10 protein-coding genes and 2 pseudogenes are annotated in these 16,667 nt (G+C 57.6%); 9 read left to right on the top strand and 3 right to left on the bottom strand.

Going from position 1 to position 16,667, the window contains the following annotated elements; translation table 11 throughout:
* Window positions 1-62 precede the first annotated feature (62 nt).
* The 3 genes from CBE74_RS21530 to CBE74_RS21520 are packed head-to-tail and all read left to right on the top strand — an operon-like array spanning window position 63 to window position 4,786.
* Entirely contained in the window at window positions 63-2,798 is a 2,736-nt protein-coding gene (locus CBE74_RS21530) for a valine--tRNA ligase (protein ID WP_087454927.1), read from the top strand.
* The gene (gene folC / locus CBE74_RS21525; RefSeq protein ID WP_087454393.1) at window positions 2,799-4,361 is read left to right on the top strand and encodes a bifunctional tetrahydrofolate synthase/dihydrofolate synthase; all 1,563 of its coding nucleotides are present in this window, start codon (window positions 2,799-2,801) and stop codon (window positions 4,359-4,361) included. It abuts the gene before it with no gap.
* Window positions 4,358-4,786: a DUF4233 domain-containing protein gene (locus tag CBE74_RS21520; RefSeq protein ID WP_087454392.1), complete on the top strand. Its 429-nt coding sequence runs from the start codon at window positions 4,358-4,360 to the stop codon at window positions 4,784-4,786. Before folC ends, CBE74_RS21520 begins: the two co-directional genes overlap by 4 nt.
* Window positions 4,787-4,811: 25 nt before the next feature.
* Here CBE74_RS21520 and CBE74_RS21515 read toward each other — a convergent pair whose 3' ends face one another.
* A complete protein-coding gene (locus tag CBE74_RS21515) occupies window positions 4,812-5,762 on the bottom strand; it encodes an ornithine cyclodeaminase family protein (protein ID WP_087454391.1) in 951 nt (316 codons plus the stop codon).
* Between the two features lie 97 nt (window positions 5,763-5,859).
* On the opposite strand from CBE74_RS21515, the gene ndk reads away from it, so the two are divergent.
* Window positions 5,860-6,270 carry a nucleoside-diphosphate kinase gene (gene ndk, locus CBE74_RS21510; protein ID WP_029974871.1) on the top strand — a complete coding sequence of 137 codons (411 nt, stop codon included), beginning with the start codon at window positions 5,860-5,862 and terminating at the stop codon, window positions 6,268-6,270.
* Between the two features lie 200 nt (window positions 6,271-6,470).
* Here ndk and CBE74_RS21505 read toward each other — a convergent pair.
* Window positions 6,471-7,174, bottom strand: a pseudogene (locus tag CBE74_RS21505) (hypothetical protein).
* A gap of 423 nt (window positions 7,175-7,597) precedes the next feature.
* On the opposite strand from CBE74_RS21505, the gene CBE74_RS21500 reads away from it, so the two are divergent.
* From CBE74_RS21500 to proB, 5 genes are all read left to right on the top strand, one after another.
* Entirely contained in the window at window positions 7,598-10,981 is a 3,384-nt protein-coding gene (locus CBE74_RS21500; protein ID WP_087454390.1) for a translation initiation factor IF-2 N-terminal domain-containing protein, read from the top strand.
* Between the two features lie 232 nt (window positions 10,982-11,213).
* Entirely contained in the window at window positions 11,214-11,519 is a 306-nt protein-coding gene (rplU, locus tag CBE74_RS21495; protein WP_013912095.1) for a 50S ribosomal protein L21, read from the top strand.
* A 39-nt stretch (window positions 11,520-11,558) separates the two neighbouring features.
* Complete coding sequence (rpmA, locus tag CBE74_RS21490; RefSeq protein WP_087454389.1) at window positions 11,559-11,825, top strand: 50S ribosomal protein L27; 267 nt, start codon at window positions 11,559-11,561, stop codon at window positions 11,823-11,825.
* A gap of 282 nt (window positions 11,826-12,107) precedes the next feature.
* Complete coding sequence (gene obgE, locus CBE74_RS21485; protein ID WP_087454388.1) at window positions 12,108-13,634, top strand: GTPase ObgE; 1,527 nt, start codon at window positions 12,108-12,110, stop codon at window positions 13,632-13,634.
* A gap of 66 nt (window positions 13,635-13,700) precedes the next feature.
* The gene (gene proB / locus CBE74_RS21480) at window positions 13,701-14,954 is read left to right on the top strand and encodes a glutamate 5-kinase (RefSeq protein ID WP_087454387.1); all 1,254 of its coding nucleotides are present in this window, start codon (window positions 13,701-13,703) and stop codon (window positions 14,952-14,954) included.
* 37 nt (window positions 14,955-14,991) lie between these two features.
* On the opposite strand, the pseudogene CBE74_RS21475 reads toward proB, so the two are convergent.
* A pseudogene (locus CBE74_RS21475) lies at window positions 14,992-16,592 on the bottom strand (aspartate:alanine exchanger family transporter).
* Window positions 16,593-16,667: the final 75 nt, after the last annotated feature.

Raw genomic sequence — 16,667 nt, 5'->3', positions numbered from 1 at the left:
CGGGAAGGCTCGAGAGCTACCTAAAAACCCCAGCGTGAAGTGTGCTTGGTGCTAACGCTAAGATGGTCGACGTGACTGCGAATAATGAGAATGCAAACCGCGCTGACCGCCTCCCCGCGAGCTGGGATCCCCAAGCTCATGAGCAGGAGCTTTATCAAAGCTGGGTGGATGCTGGCTACTTCACTGCTAACACCTCTAGCTCCAAGCCGCCGTTCTCTATTGTGCTTCCCCCGCCAAACGTAACTGGCCAGCTCCATATGGGCCATGCCCTGGACCATACGCTGATGGACTCCATCGCTCGACGCAAGAGAATGCAAGGCTTTGAAGTCTTGTGGCTGCCGGGTATGGATCACGCTGGAATCGCGACTCAGACCAAAGTCGAGGCCATGCTCAAAGAAAAAGAGGGCAAGAGCCGGTGGGACTATGACCGCGAAGAATTCATCGGCCATGTCTGGAACTGGAAAAACGAGTACGGCGGAACTATCGGTAAGCAGATGCGAGCTATCGGCGATTCCGTCGATTGGTCCCGCGAGCGCTTTACCCTTGATGAGGGCCTCTCACGCGCAGTCCAAACTATTTTCAAGCAGATGTATGACCGCGGGATGATTTATCAGGCTAACCGCCTGGTCAACTGGTCGCCGGTGCTGGAGACTGCCGTTTCCGATATTGAGGTCGTGTACAAGGATGTTGAAGGCGAGCTCGTCTCCATCCGGTATGGCTCTCTGGACGATTCCGAGCCGCACGTCATCGTGGCCACCACACGCGTGGAAACCATGCTGGGCGACGTCGCAGTGGCTGTGCACCCAGAGGATGAGCGCTACAAGGACCTGGTAGGCACCTCGTTGCCGCACCCGTTTATTGCAGATCGGCAGATGACCATAGTCGCTGATGACTATGTTGACCCAGAGTTTGGTACCGGCGCAGTCAAGATCACTCCGGCGCATGATCCGAACGATTACGCGCTTGGTTTGCGCCACAACCTTGAGATGCCAACCATCATGGACTCGACCGGCCATATCACGGGCACGGGAACGCAGTTTGACGGAATGGATCGTGCAGAAGCGCGCGTCAAGATCCGCGAGACACTTGCGGAGCAAGGCCGTATTGTCAAAGAGATTCGTCCGTATGTGCACTCGGTGGGACATTCGGAGCGTTCGGGCGAGGCCATCGAGCCGCGTTTGTCCCTGCAGTGGTTTGTCAGCGTGGAGGAGCTTGCCGCTATGGCTGGCGACGCCGTGCGCCAGGGCGATACCGTCATTCATCCCAAGCCCGCAGAGCCGCGTTACTTTGAGTGGGTTGATGACATGCACGATTGGTGCATCTCGCGTCAATTGTGGTGGGGTCACCGCATTCCGATTTGGTACGGTCCAGAGGACGCCGAGGGGCGTCGTGACATCGTGTGCGTCGGCCCCGATGAGCAGGCGCCCGAGGGCTACACGCAGGACCCCGACGTCTTGGACACCTGGTTTAGCTCGGCGCTGTGGCCTTTCTCCACGATGGGATGGCCAGAAAAGACACCTGAGCTGGAAAAATTCTATCCAACCTCGGTTCTGGTCACCGCCTATGACATCTTGTTCTTTTGGGTTGCCCGCATGATGATGTTTGGCACTCTTACTGCTGAGACCACCCCGGAGCTCCTTGGGGAAGGCCGCGATGGTCGTCCGCAGGTACCGTTTACGGACCTCTTCCTGCATGGTCTTGTTCGCGACGAACACGGGCGCAAGATGAGTAAATCCCTGGGTAACGGCATCGACCCCATGGACTGGGTGGAACGTTTTGGTGCTGACGCACTGCGCTTTACCCTTGCCCGTGGCGCCAACCCCGGCGTCGATCTGCCCGTTGGTGAAGACTCCGCGCAGAGCTCTCGCAACTTTGCTACCAAGCTCTACAACGCCACCAAGTTTGCGCTCATGAATGGCGCACGTGTGGGTGAACTTCCCACCCGCGAGGAGCTAAGCGACGCCGACCGGTGGATCCTTGACCGCCTGGAACAGGTACGCACACAGGTGGATTCCTATTTTGATGCGTATCAGTTTGCTAAGGGCAATGAGGCTCTCTATCAGTTCGCGTGGGGAGAGTTCTGCGACTGGTACCTGGAATTTGCCAAGGTGCAGATTCCGCGTGATCTCGACTCCGCTACCCCGGAGGAGCGTCGCCGCGGAGAAAACACCCAGATCGTGCTGGGACAAGTGCTAGACGCTGTACTGCGTATGCTGCATCCCACCATGCCGTTTGTCACGGAGGTCCTGTGGAAAGCACTGACCGATGGCGAGTCTCTCAACGTAGCGGCATGGCCCACTGAGGCGGAAACAAACGGCGGCGCGCTTATCGACGCAACCGCTGCTCGTCGTATAGCTGATGTGGAGAAGCTTGTTACTGAGGTGCGCCGCTTCCGCTCAGATCAGGGAGTCAAGCCTTCTCAGAAGGTGTCCGCACGTGTGGACTTTAGCGCCTGTGACCTGGAAGAGCAGGAGAGCATCGTGCGCTCCTTGGTTCGCCTTGAGACTCCTGCGGAGGACTTCGCGGCGTCGGCAAGCATTGAAGTGCGTTTGTCGCAGGTCACCGTCGTGGTGTCGCTGGATACCTCCGGAACTGTGGATAAGGTTGCTGAGCGTAAGCGCCTGGAGAAGGATTTGGCAGCGGCAACCAAGGAATTGGAGACCACCGCTAAGAAACTCGGCAACGAGGCATTTTTGTCCAAGGCCCCCGAGGCAGTGGTGGAGAAAATTCGCAACCGCCAGAAGATCGCAGAAGAAGAGGTGGCGCGCATCAATGCCCGCCTTGAGGAGCTGAACTAAGTGGTTGACCAGCAGCATTCACATGATGACGGTGAGCTTGAGCGCACCATTGACGAGACTCTGCACGAGGAGCTTACCACCCTTGGCATGGGGGAAGTGAAACTCAGCGAGGATGGGCTATCCCTCCCAATCTCCATGCACGCTGAAGCCAATGCGCCGGAATCTCGCGAGATCACCCCGGAAGATCTCGCATCGCTGGCGTTGGTAGAGGCCGAGCTGGATCAACGGTGGTCGGAGGTCAAGATTGACCCGACGCTTGACCGAGTAGAGCTCCTCATGGATCTGCTGGGAAACCCCGAACGTGCATTCAACACGATTCACGTTGCGGGAACTAACGGAAAAACGTCGACAGTGCGCATGATTGAGGCGCTCATGCGCGCTTTCCATCGTCGTACTGGGCGCACCACTAGCCCGCATTTGCAGCTGGTCACTGAGCGCATCGCCATCGACGGTGCGCCGATCCACCCGCGGGAATACGTGCGGATATGGGAAGAAATCAAACCGTACGTGGAGATGGTAGACGCTAAGTCAGAGGAATCCGGCGGGCCTAAAATGAGCAAGTTTGAAGTGCTCACCGCCATGGCTTACGCGGCTTTTGCCGATGCACCAGTAGACGTTGCTGTGGTTGAAGTCGGAATGGGCGGACGATGGGACGCCACGAACGTGATTAACGCCGATGTCGCTGTGGTCATGCCAGTAGGCCTCGACCACACAGACTTCCTGGGTGAGAGCATCGAGGAGATCGCAGCGGAAAAAGCGGGGATTATTAAATCCCGATGGGACATTGATGACCTGCTCACGCCGCCGGACAACGTGGCGATTGTGGCGGAACAAGATCCCAAAGCCATGAACGTAATCCTGGAACAAGCAGTGTCGGTGGATGCCTCCGTTGCTCGCTCAGGAGCTGAGTTTGGCGTGATTGAGTCCACCATCGCCGTGGGCGGGCAGCAACTAAGTATCCGCGGACTCGGCGGCGACTACACCGATATTTTCCTGCCACTATCCGGGGAACACCAAGCCCGCAACGCAGCCTGCGCTTTGGCCGCAGTGGAAGCGTTTTTTGGTGCAGGAGCAGGCCGGCAACTAGACCAAGATACAGTGCGCGAAGGTTTTGCCTCAGTGCAGTCGCCTGGACGTCTGGAAAGAGTGCGTACTGCGCCGACAGTCTTCATTGACGCTGCCCACAATCCACACGGTGCCGCGGCACTTGGGGTGGCATTGGACAGGGATTTCGATTTCTCACGACTCATCGGAGTCGTGGCCGTGCTCAGCGATAAAGATTATCGCGGCGTACTGCGGTCGCTTGAACCCTACCTTTCGGAAATCGTGGTGACCACGAACTCCTCGCCACGCGCACTCGACGCCGAAGAGCTTGCCGACGAAGCCCGAAACATCTTCGGCGAAGAACGCGTCCAGGTGGCCTACAACCTGCCTGGTGCGGTCGAACTCGCCGTCGAATTGGCTGAGGATACCGATATCCAATCAGGTGCGGGCGTTATCATCACAGGTTCCGTTGTCACCGCGGGAGAGGCCCGAACCCTTTTTGGAAAGGAACCCGCATGACCCGCTCTTCCGATGACTCGATTGAATACGGGCCACTAGGCCCTGGACACGAACCCGCCAAAGACCCGATGAAGGGGCTACGCGGTGTCATGGCCGGGACCATGATGATGCAAGCCATTTCCTTCTACCTTGTACTTACCGTTATTTTGCGTGTTGATAACGGCATCCACTGGACCACCTTTAACTGGGGCTATGTCACTGCCGTGTCCACAGCGATGCTCATCTTGTCTTTCCTGCAAAAGAAACGCTGGGCGCTGAAAGTAAATATCGGTATTCAGGTGTTCGCGCTCGCAGGATTTGTTGTGCATATTTCCATGGGCATTATGGCCGTCGTTTATATTGCCGTGTGGTGGTACCTGCTGTACCTCCGCAAGAATCTCATTGAGAGAATGAAGCGCGGGTTGTTCACCACCCAGCATCTTTAACCTCGTGGGGAAACCAAGCAGGTTTCTACCGCGGGGTTTTCTCCATCATTCCGATGGCGACCGCAAGGTCTTGCCAGCTCATCCCAGTGCCTTTGAAAATGCGTGGGTGGTGTGAACCCGGATGAGCTGCGCCAGATACCAGACTGCGGAGGTCAACCAGGCGCTCTGTGCTGAGGTGGCCTTCCTCAATAGCCATGATGACGTCGCCGGCCTCGCGCAGTGCAGTAGCAACATCTTCTACTACGACGAAAGCCTCCCGGAATAGAGCTCCGGGAAGTTCGCGGGCGTCTGCTTCGTGCGAGCCCATGGATACGATAATGGCATGGCTCGGCACATCAGAGGTCTCAAAGAGTGGCGTGCGCGCAGAGGTCGCACACACGATGATGTCCGCTGATCGAACATCCACCGCATCGCCAGCACGGGCAGGAATGCCCTGCTTTTGCAGTTTCCCCACGGAGGAAGCAACCGAGGCAGGGGTGCGGCCGATGATCGCTACGTCGGAAAGAGTGCATAGTGCGGCAAATGCTTCCACGTGCCCTAGGCCTTGAGGGCCGGTGCCAAAGACCACGAGACGCCGAGGGCTGAGGGATTCTTGATCGGTCAGTAATAGCTCGGCGGCTAGGGCGGACACCGCTGGTGTGCGCAGGGTGGTGAGGGCTTGGCCGTCGATAAGGGCGCAGATCTGCAGGGTCTCTGGTTCCATCAGCACGTAGGTCGCGTGAATGCGGGGGAGACCGCGTTGTGCATTGCCGGGAGCAAGTGAGGCGATCTTAGTACCAGCCCAGCCGTCGATCACCGAGGGCATGACAAGGAGTTGACCGGCTGGTGCAGGAAGGACAAGGCGGGCTGGGTCGTTGGCAGGATCGAAAGAAGTGCTGAGGGCACGTTTAAGTAAGCGGCGGGCTTTCTCCGGGGAGACAAGACGTTCAACGTCTGTGGCCGTAAAGACACGGGGCTGGCTGGGGGAGTTCACCATGGTTTCTCCTTATAACGATGGGCCCATCGGTGGGAGATCTTTTTCTTAGAGCGCCAAAACTACTTGGAAGTGCCAGGAATTGGCTAGAGTGTGTTCCATGACTGAACGTACCCTGATTCTGATCAAGCCGGACGGCGTCGAGCGCGGTCTGGTCGGAGAAATCATCGCCCGTATTGAGCGCAAAGGCCTCAAACTCAGCGCATTGGATCTGCGCGTTGCAGACACCGAAACAGCCGAGAAGCATTACGCAGAGCATGCAGATAAGCCATTCTTTGGCGAGCTCGTTGAGTTCATCACCTCCGCTCCTCTGGTCGCTGGAGTCGTTGAGGGGCCGCGTGCCATCGAGGCGTGGCGTCAGCTCGCAGGCGGCACTGATCCTGTGTCCAAGGCTACGCCCGGCACCATCCGTGGGGATTTTGCCCTTGAGATGTCAGCCAATGTTGTCCACGGCTCTGATTCCCCTGAATCTGCCGAGCGCGAGATCGGTATTTGGTTCCCGAACCTCTAAAGCGCTTGGGAGCTCCTAAAGGCTTCTGAAAAACAAGGAAACCGGCACATCGTGCCGGTTTTACGCATTTTTGGTGCGGTCGTGGTGGGCGAGAATGTCGTTTTTGAGAACACAAGACAAAGTGCTCGGGGAATGTCCTGGGGTTTTGTAGGGTCAGCCTGGCTAGCGTTCTCAAAAACGACAATGAAGGCGAGAATGAGCTAGGTGGCGGTGGACGTGTGATCGCGTGATGCCAGTGCGCAGCCGACGCGGGTGAGTTCTACGTACCAATCCTTTGGGTTTGTGGGGGATAACGCAGTAAAAGCGGTGATGATGCGGGGCGTCGATGAGAGTGCGCACTGCGAGAGTGAGATCTTCCATAGGGATACCCGAGGCCTTGGCTAAGCTGCCGAGCTGCGCCCGCGAGCCATCTGCGGCCCCGGCGGCGGCGAGAAGTTTCACGATCTGCACTTCCATGTGCCCGAGCGGGAGAAGACTTGCAAGGGTTGCGGGGTCGACATCCTTGCCGTGCTGCGCAATGAGAGCTTTGTCTTTAGACAAAGTATCCGTGTGACTTAAGAAGAGGAATGGCGCGAGTGCTGTGCATAGGACAAACGTGATAGCGGGGTGAAGGTCTCGCAAGAGAGGAGAACCCCATATAGGAAGAACAATGAGGATCCCGAGCGTTCCGCCGCGTAACGCTCGGTTAACGGCACTATCACTGACGTTGTCGATACGAATCCCGTGAAGTGCATAGCGTGGGTGCCTCAGGGCTTTGAATAGCAAGCAGCGCCAGAAGAACTATGACTCCCACAGCCGAGAGCCATCGGCCGTAGATACACAGGGTTGCTATCGCACCGATACTGAGCGAACCCACCAGATAGTGCCACCGGGGTGTGGCAGAAAGCGAAGTAGAACAGGGCATATAGTCACGTCCTACGCGGAGAATAGGGGCCCTGCGGAAAATGCAGTCATTCTAATAGTATAGAGCCACTGCGTATGCGGGAACGGTGGATAGCATATGTGCTATGTGGGGATTGGGTCGTTTGGGGGACTGCCTCACCCATGTTTGGCTGATGGTGTGCCAGAATGAACAGCGTGGGTGTAATCGTTCGCTTCACCCGCGGTCGTGAGAGATGAATCGTGGGATGTCCGCGTATAACAAGGCCGTGGTGTGTGAAACGCTGAGCGAGCCCCATAGAAGAACGAAGCTTATAACTAAAAAATCGAGTCCCTGCATGTCTGTGCGGCGGCGACAGCCTGTGTGTTTGGCGGATAACGCTGGCAGGGCTGTCAGCGCCCGGATTGTGGCAGTGCGATGTCGAAGAGACATTTGAGGAGAAGATCCGTGGCTGAAGGAACCACAAAAAAGGCGCCTGCGCGCCGAGCAACACGAAAGACCGCTGAGAAGCCTGCGGCACCGGAGGTTACGGCGGTACCTATTGATCATGATGCGATCGGTGAGCGGATTAGGGTACATGCGCTCGCTAAATTAGTGTCGGTGAGTTCGCGCGAGCTCATCGCTACGCTTGCCACGCTAGGGCTGACCAAGGTCGCGCAGTCGACGCTGACTCGCGAAGAAGCCTTCAAGCTTCTCGACGCCCACCACATTGACACCTACTCGGCTGAAGAAAAGCTGCGTCATCGGGTGGAGAAGAACGTGGAAAATGAGATTCATCAGATCGAGGAAAAGGTCGAGCGCGAGCTTAACCCCGACGCTGAGGTCGCCAAGCTGGATGATCCGGAAGAATCCGAGAAACTGCGCCGGCGAATAGAAAAGAACGTGGAAAATGAGATTCATCAGATCGAGGAAAAGGTCGAGCGCGAGCTGCAAGACCGAGAGTCTGCGCAAGCAGAGGCTACCTCGGAGGCTCCAGCAGATATAGCAGTAGAAGATCTGGTTGTGGTGGTTACCGAGGACGAGGTAGCGGAGCTTCTTGCGGATATTGAGCCAGAGATTACGCCTGCTCCCGCGTTGGGGCAGGCTGCCCCTGCTTTCCCCACGCCGCTGTTCATCGCGCCTACTCCTGCAGAAGAGCTGGAAAACCACACGGATGAGACCATAGAAGACGATGAGGAATCTGCACAGTCTCGCCGTCGCCGCCGCGGTCGCCGGGGTACTGGGAGGGGAAAGAAGACTGAGATCGAGGGCGTTTCCGCAGCCGAGGACTGTGAAGAATCGCTGGACGGCGAGGATACAGACGTTGAAGAGTCTGAGGAGCTTATCACCGAACCGGTAGCGATCAAGGGGTCTACCCGCCTTGAGGCGCAGCGTCGCCGCCGCGCGGAGATGCGAGAGGAATCGCGCAATAAGCGCCACATCGTTTCTGAGGCGGAGTTCTTGGCGCGCCGGGAATCTGTAAAACGCACCATGATTGTGCGTGAGCGTGAGCGTAGCGACCACCCAGGAGCTGTGACCCAGGTGGGGGTTTTGGAAGACGATCTGCTCGTTGAGCACTTTGTTACCAGCGATACGCAGTCGTCAATGATTGGCAACATATATTTGGGACGCGTCCAAAATGTGCTGCCGAGCATGGAAGCCGCGTTTATCGATATCGGAAAAGGCCGCAATGGCGTTCTCTACGCGGGCGAGGTGGATTGGCGTGCTGCCGGCTTGGGCGGTCGGGGGCGTCGCATTGAGCAGGCCCTAAAATCTGGCGATCAGGTGCTTGTACAGGTGTCCAAGGATCCTGCAGGGCACAAGGGTGCGCGACTGACCACCCAAATTTCCTTCGCGGGGCGCTATTTGGTGTACGTGCCTAACGGGCGTAGCGCGGGTATTTCTCGCAAGCTTCCTGCCACAGAGCGCAAGCGGTTGAAGAACATCCTCAAAGAGGTGGTTCCTAAAGACGGCGGAGCTATCATCCGCACTGCTGCGGAGAACGTTTCTGCGGAGGCTATTGCTGCGGATGTGAACCGACTGCACAAGCTGTGGAACCAGATTCAGGAGCTCACGGAGAAAGAGAAGAACTCCAAGGGCGCTAAGCCAGTCACCATGTATGAAGAGCCCAACATGTTGGTGAAGGTAGTGCGCGATCTTTTCAACGAGGACTTCTCGGAGCTGATTGTCGACGGCGACCGCGCATGGAATACCGTTCACGCTTATATTCAGTCGGTGGCCCCTGAGTTGAGTGATCGCCTGATCAAGTTTGACCGTGCGGCGCACGATGGACGCGATGCGTTTGAAGCACACCGCGTAGACGAACAGCTGCATAAGGCGCTATCGCGGAAGGTATGGCTTCCTTCTGGCGGAACCTTGGTGATCGATCGCACGGAAGCGATGACTGTCATCGATGTGAACACCGGAAAATTCACCGGTGCTGGCGGGAACCTCGAAGAAACCGTAACTCGTAATAATCTTGAGGCTGCGGAGGAAATCGTCAGGCAGATGCGGTTGCGCGATCTTGGCGGCATGATCGTCGTGGACTTCATCGACATGGTGCTTTCAGAAAATCAGGATCTGGTGCTGCGCCGACTCACCGAGGCGCTGGGGCGTGACCGGACGCGTCACCAAATTTCTGAGGTGACGTCGTTAGGCCTTGTACAAATGACTCGCAAGCGTCTTGGCACGGGCTTGCTGGAGACTTTTGCCACGGAGTGTGAGCATTGCGAGGGCCGTGGCGTTATCATCCACGATGACCCGGTGGAGCAAGGCGTTTCGGATGCTGCCATTGAGAAATCCTCACGTGTGCGTTCCGGAAGGAATAATGCGGCTCGTGACCATGGGGTTGCTCACCAAGATCCGGCACAGCATCCTGCAGCCGTAGCGATGCACCACCACGAGGAGAACACTTCTGACGCTGATAACCGCACCAGTATCGATGACCTTGCAGCTGCTGTTGTGATTGATGACGCAGAGCTGGAGAAGGTCGTAGAGGCCGTGTCGGGTGGCGCCGAGGAAGCTGCGCCGGCGGAGTCCGCCAAAGAGAAGAAGGGACGCAGGCGGCGCCGTGGCTTGCGTAACGCCAAGCGCAAGGACAAGGGTGCAACAGACGATGTTATGGGCATTGTCGACGCAGCTTTGGACAGGGCTTTTGAGGAAGACCCGGACGAGCCCTCGGGTGCTGATCATCTGCCGCTGGCGGACAACAAGCTCAGCCGCAGCACCACCGCTGTTACGTACGAGGAAGCGCTGGCAGCGTTTGAAGCTTCGCCACGGAGAAAGCGCGCGGTGCGCGGAAACTCCACATCGGATCATGCGCCGAAGCCAGAGGACTTTAAGCGTATCGACGCCACCGTGGACGCCGACGTAGAAGCGCATGCGGATGAAGACTCTGAGGAAACCCCTTCGGATAGCCGCCGTCGCTCACGTCGCGTTGCTAGGAAGCGTAACGACGCTCGGAAGGTTGTGGAAACTGAAACTGCAGAGCAACCAGACGTTGTGGATGACGCTGACTCGACGGACGACACCGTGAAGGCAGATTCCCCACGGGGGAGGCGTGGGCGCCGACGTGCCGTGCGCAAGAAGCTCCAGGAAGCAAGCCTCGACCACTCGGCTAGCAGTGCTGCGGTAGAAGAGTCACCTGCGAGCGCCCGGCGGCGTCGGCGCGCAGTGCGTAAATCCGTGGGGAAATCCCCGGTGAAAGCACCACGCAAGTCTGTGATCGGTGAGGAATCTTCCGGCGTATATGTGAAAGGTGAGACGGGACTAGACACGGGTGACGCATCATCTGCGGGTCGGGGACGTCGACGCGTGACGCGTCGGGTGACCACGGCGGCAAAGAGAAACTAACGTATTTGTTTTTTCCGAGCTGTTAAGGGTAGTCTTTGACAGTCGCTGTTTTAAAGCGATCTACTATGCGCATGTCCTGCATCGAGAGGCTGATATATCACCTCAATCAATGCGGGGCGAGGTATTACGCGTGAGTGGATGCTTTAGAACAGAAATGTAATCACGTAAGTCCAATTCAGATGCTTCATTATGATGCGTCTGAGCCGAGTATCAGATAAGGGGTAGCCCTCGTATGTACGCGATCGTCAAGACCGGCGGCAAGCAGTACAAGGTTGCCGAAGGTGACTTCGTCAAGGTCGAGAAGATCGAGGGTGAGCCGGGTTCGTCCGTGGCTCTCACCCCCGTCCTGCTCGTCGATGGCGCTAATGTGACCACAAAGGCAGCTGACCTCGCTAAGGTGAGCGTCAATGCTGAGATCGTCGAGCACACCAAAGGCCCGAAGATCAAGATCCTGAAGTACAAGAACAAGACCGGCTACAAGAAACGCCAGGGTCACCGTCAGAAGCTGACCGTGGTCAAGGTCACCGGTATTAAGTAAGCCTCGCGGCTCGCATTTTCCTAAAGGAGGGAAAACCACATGGCACACAAGAAGGGCGCGTCTAGCTCCAGCAACGGTCGTGACTCTGAGGCAAAGCGCCTTGGCGTTAAGCGATTTGGTGGCCAGCAGGTCAACGCCGGCGAGATCCTCGTTCGCCAGCGTGGCACCAAGTTCCACCCAGGTGAGAACGTCGGTCGCGGTGGCGACGACACTCTGTTCTCACTGAAGGCTGGCGCTGTGGAGTTCATTACCAAGCGTAACCGTCGTATGGTCAACATCGTTGAAAACGAGACCGTTGACGCTTAAGTCTTAATATTTCTGGCGGCGTTCAGATCCTTTCTAGATACCGCTAGGAAACGGATAAAGCGTACAGCTTTATCTTTGCCCGACTGCACCTGCTCCATGCACTGCGGTCGGGCGTTTTTCTTTTCCACCCCTGCGATGTCCTAAGCACTTGCTAGGATCGGTCTGCATAGGGTCGCTGCTAGCGGCGATGCGTGCAGCGAGCTGGGGGCGTCGAAAAGCTCACAGCATTGTGGCTTAGCGGCGCGCATACACTTTGGACCTAATTTAGGAAGGTATCCACTCATGGCACGATTCGTGGACCGAGTTGTTCTGCACCTTGAAGCCGGCGATGGCGGTAACGGATGTGCCTCAGTGCACCGCGAAAAGTTTAAGCCGCTCGGGGGCCCAGACGGCGGTAACGGCGGGCACGGCGGCGACATCGTGCTCGAAGTGTCCAACCAAGTGCACACCCTCCTTGATCTCCATTACCGTCCCACCCTTAAGGCGAAGCGCGGTGCCAACGGCGCTGGCGATCACCGAAACGGTGCGCGTGGCGATGACCTCGTGCTTGAGGTACCCGCAGGAACTGTGGTTCTTGCTCAGAATGGTGAGACTCTCGCGGATCTCACGTCTCCCGGTATGAAGTTCGTGGCGGCCAAGGGCGGCTTTGGCGGGCTCGGTAACGCAGCTTTGGCCTCGGCGGCTCGCAAGGCACCGGGCTTTGCGCTGAAGGGGGAGCCAGGCGAGGTCCACGATGTGATCCTAGAACTTAAATCCATGGCAGACGTGGGCCTAGTGGGATTCCCCAGCGCGGGTAAGTCTTCATTGATTTCTGTGCTTTCTGCCGCAAAGCCGAAGATCGGTGACTACCCCTTTACCACCTTGCAACCCAACCTTGGCGTGGTGGAGGTAGGCCACGATACCTTTACCATCGCTGATGTCCCCGGGCTGATCCCCGGCGCCTCAGAGGGCAAAGGCCTAGGTTTGGACTTCCTGCGCCATATTGAGCGCACTGCGGTTCTAGCTCACGTGGTGGATGCAGCGACCATGGAACCAGGGCGCGACCCGCTTTCGGACATTGAAGCGCTGGAAGCTGAGCTTGCCGCATATCAGTCTGCGTTGGATGATGACACCGGATTGGGCGATCTGCGCGACCGCCCGCGTATCGTGATCCTGAACAAAGTGGACATACCGGATGCGTTAGAGCTGGCAGAATTCCTCAAAGAGGATATTGAAGAGAAATTCGGCTGGCCGGTGTTCATCATTTCCGCTGTGGCGCGCAAGGGGCTGGATCCACTGCGCTATAAGCTGCTGGAGATTGTGCAAGAGGATCGGCGCAAGCGTCCGAAGCAGAAGTATGAAGAGCGCATCGTGGTGCGTCCTCAGGCCGTGGACTCCCGTAAAAAGAAGAAGGACTTTGAGATTATCGAGGATCCTGACGTGGAGAACGGCTACGTTGTGCTGGGTGAGAAGCCCGAGCGCTGGATCATCCAGACGGACTTTGAAAACGACGAGGCCGTGGGCTACCTGGCAGACCGTCTCGCCCGAATGGGCGTGGAAGACGAGCTGTTCAAAAAGGGCGCACGTCCTGGCTGCACCGTCAGTATCGGCGAGGTGTCCTTTGAATGGGAGCCAACCACTGCCGCTGGCGTAGAGGTGACCATGTCCGGACGCGGAACAGACATGCGTTTGGACAAAAACACCCGTATGTCTGCCTCCGAGCGCAAGCGTGCCTCGCAGGTGCGTCGTGGTCTTATCGATGAGTTCGACTTCGGCGAGGGCCAGGAAGTCACCCGTGAGTCTGCTAACCGCGATAGGTGGCAGGGTTAGCGTTCTGCTGTTCTAACTCCAAGGGGAATCAAATGTGCGATTCCCCACGGGCTACACTAGATCCTCATGGAGAATAGCCACGATCCCCTTGGTACTGCGGAACTCACCGGAATCGGTTTAGCAAGTTCGCCATACACTGGCGCCACCAGCTCCCTGGGCTTCCCGGAGTTGCCAGCCGAGGTTGCCGACTCACCGGCGTACGGCCACGATTCTCCTGTGCGTGATCGCATCCGTGAGGCGCGTCGTATCGTGGTAAAAATCGGAAGTTCCTCGTTGACAGACGAGAATTTTCAAGTCGATCCGGTACGCATCGATAAGCTTGTCGACGCCCTCCAAGCCCGTATGGAGCGCGGTTCCGACGTCATCGTCGTATCCTCAGGCTCCATAGCCGCGGGCATGGGTCCCCTAGGACTTACGCAACGCCCCACCGACTTGGCCACCAAACAGGCGGCAGCCTCCGTGGGGCAGGTATATCTCGCCCATTCGTGGGGAACCTCCTTTGGCCGGTACGGGCGTTCCATCGGCCAAGTCCTGCTTACTGCCTCTGACGCGGGGCGTCGTGATCGCGCCCGCAACGCGCAGCGCACCATCAATAGGCTCCTCCAGCTAGGGACTGTGCCCGTGGTCAACGAGAACGACACCGTGGCAACCACCGGTATGCACTTTGGTGATAATGACCGTCTCTCTGCCCTCGTGGCCCACCTCACCTGCGCGGACGCGCTGATCCTCCTTTCGGACGTCAACGGCCTCTACGACCGCAACCCCATAGACTCCGATGCGCGTTTTATTCACGAGATTCATGACGGCAATGACCTCAAAGATGTGGTTGCTGGCGATGGGGGGCGGGTAGGAACTGGCGGTATGGCGGCGAAGGTCACAGCTGCGCGCCTTGCCTCCCGTGGGGGAATTCCGGTGTTGTTGACCTCCGCGGACAGCATCGGTGCGGCATTAGATTCTGCTCGCGTGGGAACGGTATTTGATCCCAAGGAAGATCGCCTTTCGGCCTGGAAATTCTGGGTGCTCTACACCGCTGACGTGGCAGGAATTTTGCGTATCGACGCAGGCGCCGTGGAGGCCGTCACCGTGGGCGGAAAGTCACTGCTCGCCGTGGGAATTACAGATGTTGAAGGTGATTTCCAAGCAGGGGAGATCGTAGAGATCCATGGGCCTGAGGGCGAAGTCGTTGGCCGGGGAGAGGTCTCCGTGGACTCTGCTACGCTGAGCGCGCTGAAAGGTCTCCCCATGTCCAGCTTCCCCCGTGGGCAGCAACGCGCCGTGGTGCACGCGGACTATCTTTCTAACTACGCGACACGCGCGTAAGGGCGGCGGGGGCGTCGATAAGCCTAACCGCAGGGCGCTATAGGCCGGCAAGGACCTGCGTAGTGAGGATTTTGGCGATCATCGCGACCGGGTAGATGAGCGAGTAGCCCAGCGCGACGCGAGGATCAAAACCGGTGCGCGAGTTGGCAAAAGCCAAGACCGCAGGTTGCGTCTGCACGCCAGCGATATAGCCGGCTAGTTTGGTGCCTCCCATGCCGAACATCCAGCGCATCACCACATACACGGAGGCGGCTAGGAGAGAGGTCAGGATGAAACCGAGGGTCAAAATGCTGAGCCACTCACCGGAACTGAAGGCGTGAATGATTTGGCCGCCGGCTACGGTGCCGGCTTGGGCGAGGAAGATGAGCAGCCCAAATTCAGAGAGAACGATGGTGGCTGTGTAAGGCAACGTTGTGATTATTGAGCCGATTCGGCCGATCTTTCCTAGGATGAGCCCCACGATGAGCGTGCCCGCTGCCGCCCCGATATGGAATGTAGAGCCGCCACCGGTGGGGATGGGAATGCCTCCCAACAGCAGACCGGCCACCATGCCCAGGCCTAAGATGACTGGATTGATGTCGCTGAGTCCGCCTGCGGAGTCGCCGAAGAATTTAGTGATCTGCGGCATCTTCTTGGTGGGGGCGACCACGCGGACTCTGTCGCCTTCCTGGAGGACTAGGTCGGCTTGGGCAATCATGTCTACGTCCCCACGGCGAACGCGAGAGATCGTGGCATGGTAGTCGTCGGTGAGGTTCAACGATGAGACAGTGCGCCCGGCGATCTTGGGGTCGGAGATCGTAATGCGACGGAAGTCTAGCTGAGAGCGGTCTTGTATCAGTGAGCGGGTGGAATCGCGGTCTAGAAGCGTTGCGGCACGATTGATGTCTTTGCGCGGACCCACAACGGTAATCAGATCCCCCTTAAGCAGCACACGCTCGGGGGCGGCGTGTTGGACCGGTTGGTCGCCACTTTTTACGCGGGAGAACGCTACTTTGTTGTCTACCAGGGTAAGAATGTCTTGGATAGTTGGCTTATCAGTGCGATCGACCACCACTGTTTGATTATCCAAAGGGGAAGGCGCGTCTCTATCAGTGCGCGAGTATCGCAGAGCAAAGAGCACCGCGATCATCATCCCTACGACGCCATACAGATAAGACACTGAGTATCCCACTGTTGTGAGGGCGGGTTCTCCCGATGCTGCGCTGGCAGCGGCGAGGGAAGGTGTATTTGTTAGCGCGCCGGCGTAGGTACCGGCGACGACGGCGATGTCTAGGTGGAAGAGGTGGACTCCTACGCCGTAGGCCACAGCGGCGACTGCGCCAAAGAGAACCACGGTTGCTAGCAGCGGTAGCGGTACGAGAAAGTTTTTCACACTGTGGAAGAAACTCGGCCCAGCGGTGATGCCGATGCTAAAGGCAAATAAAGCAAGACCGAAATGACCAATGTCGCTGGGTAAGGCCCAGTTGCACCCCCGTAGCGGGGAGCAACAGCGGAGAAGAGGATCGCGCAGAACAACACACCCGCTGCGCCGAGCCCAATAGCGCGTAGTTTGATACGGCCAAGTGCCATACCTAATCCGCAGAGCAAGAAGACAAGAACTACTGGATGGTCAGCCAAATAGTGGAAAAGACTGGACACAGCAGCGTACCCCTTAGCGATTCAAGTGTTGTATCACAAATCATGGTACTGGCTGTGAAGCAAAATTTAAGGGTT

It is taken from the genome of Corynebacterium silvaticum (assembly GCF_002162115.2).
In the GTDB taxonomy this organism is placed as follows: domain Bacteria; phylum Actinomycetota; class Actinomycetes; order Mycobacteriales; family Mycobacteriaceae; genus Corynebacterium; species Corynebacterium silvaticum.
This window is presented reverse-complemented; position numbering and strand designations above follow the sequence as displayed.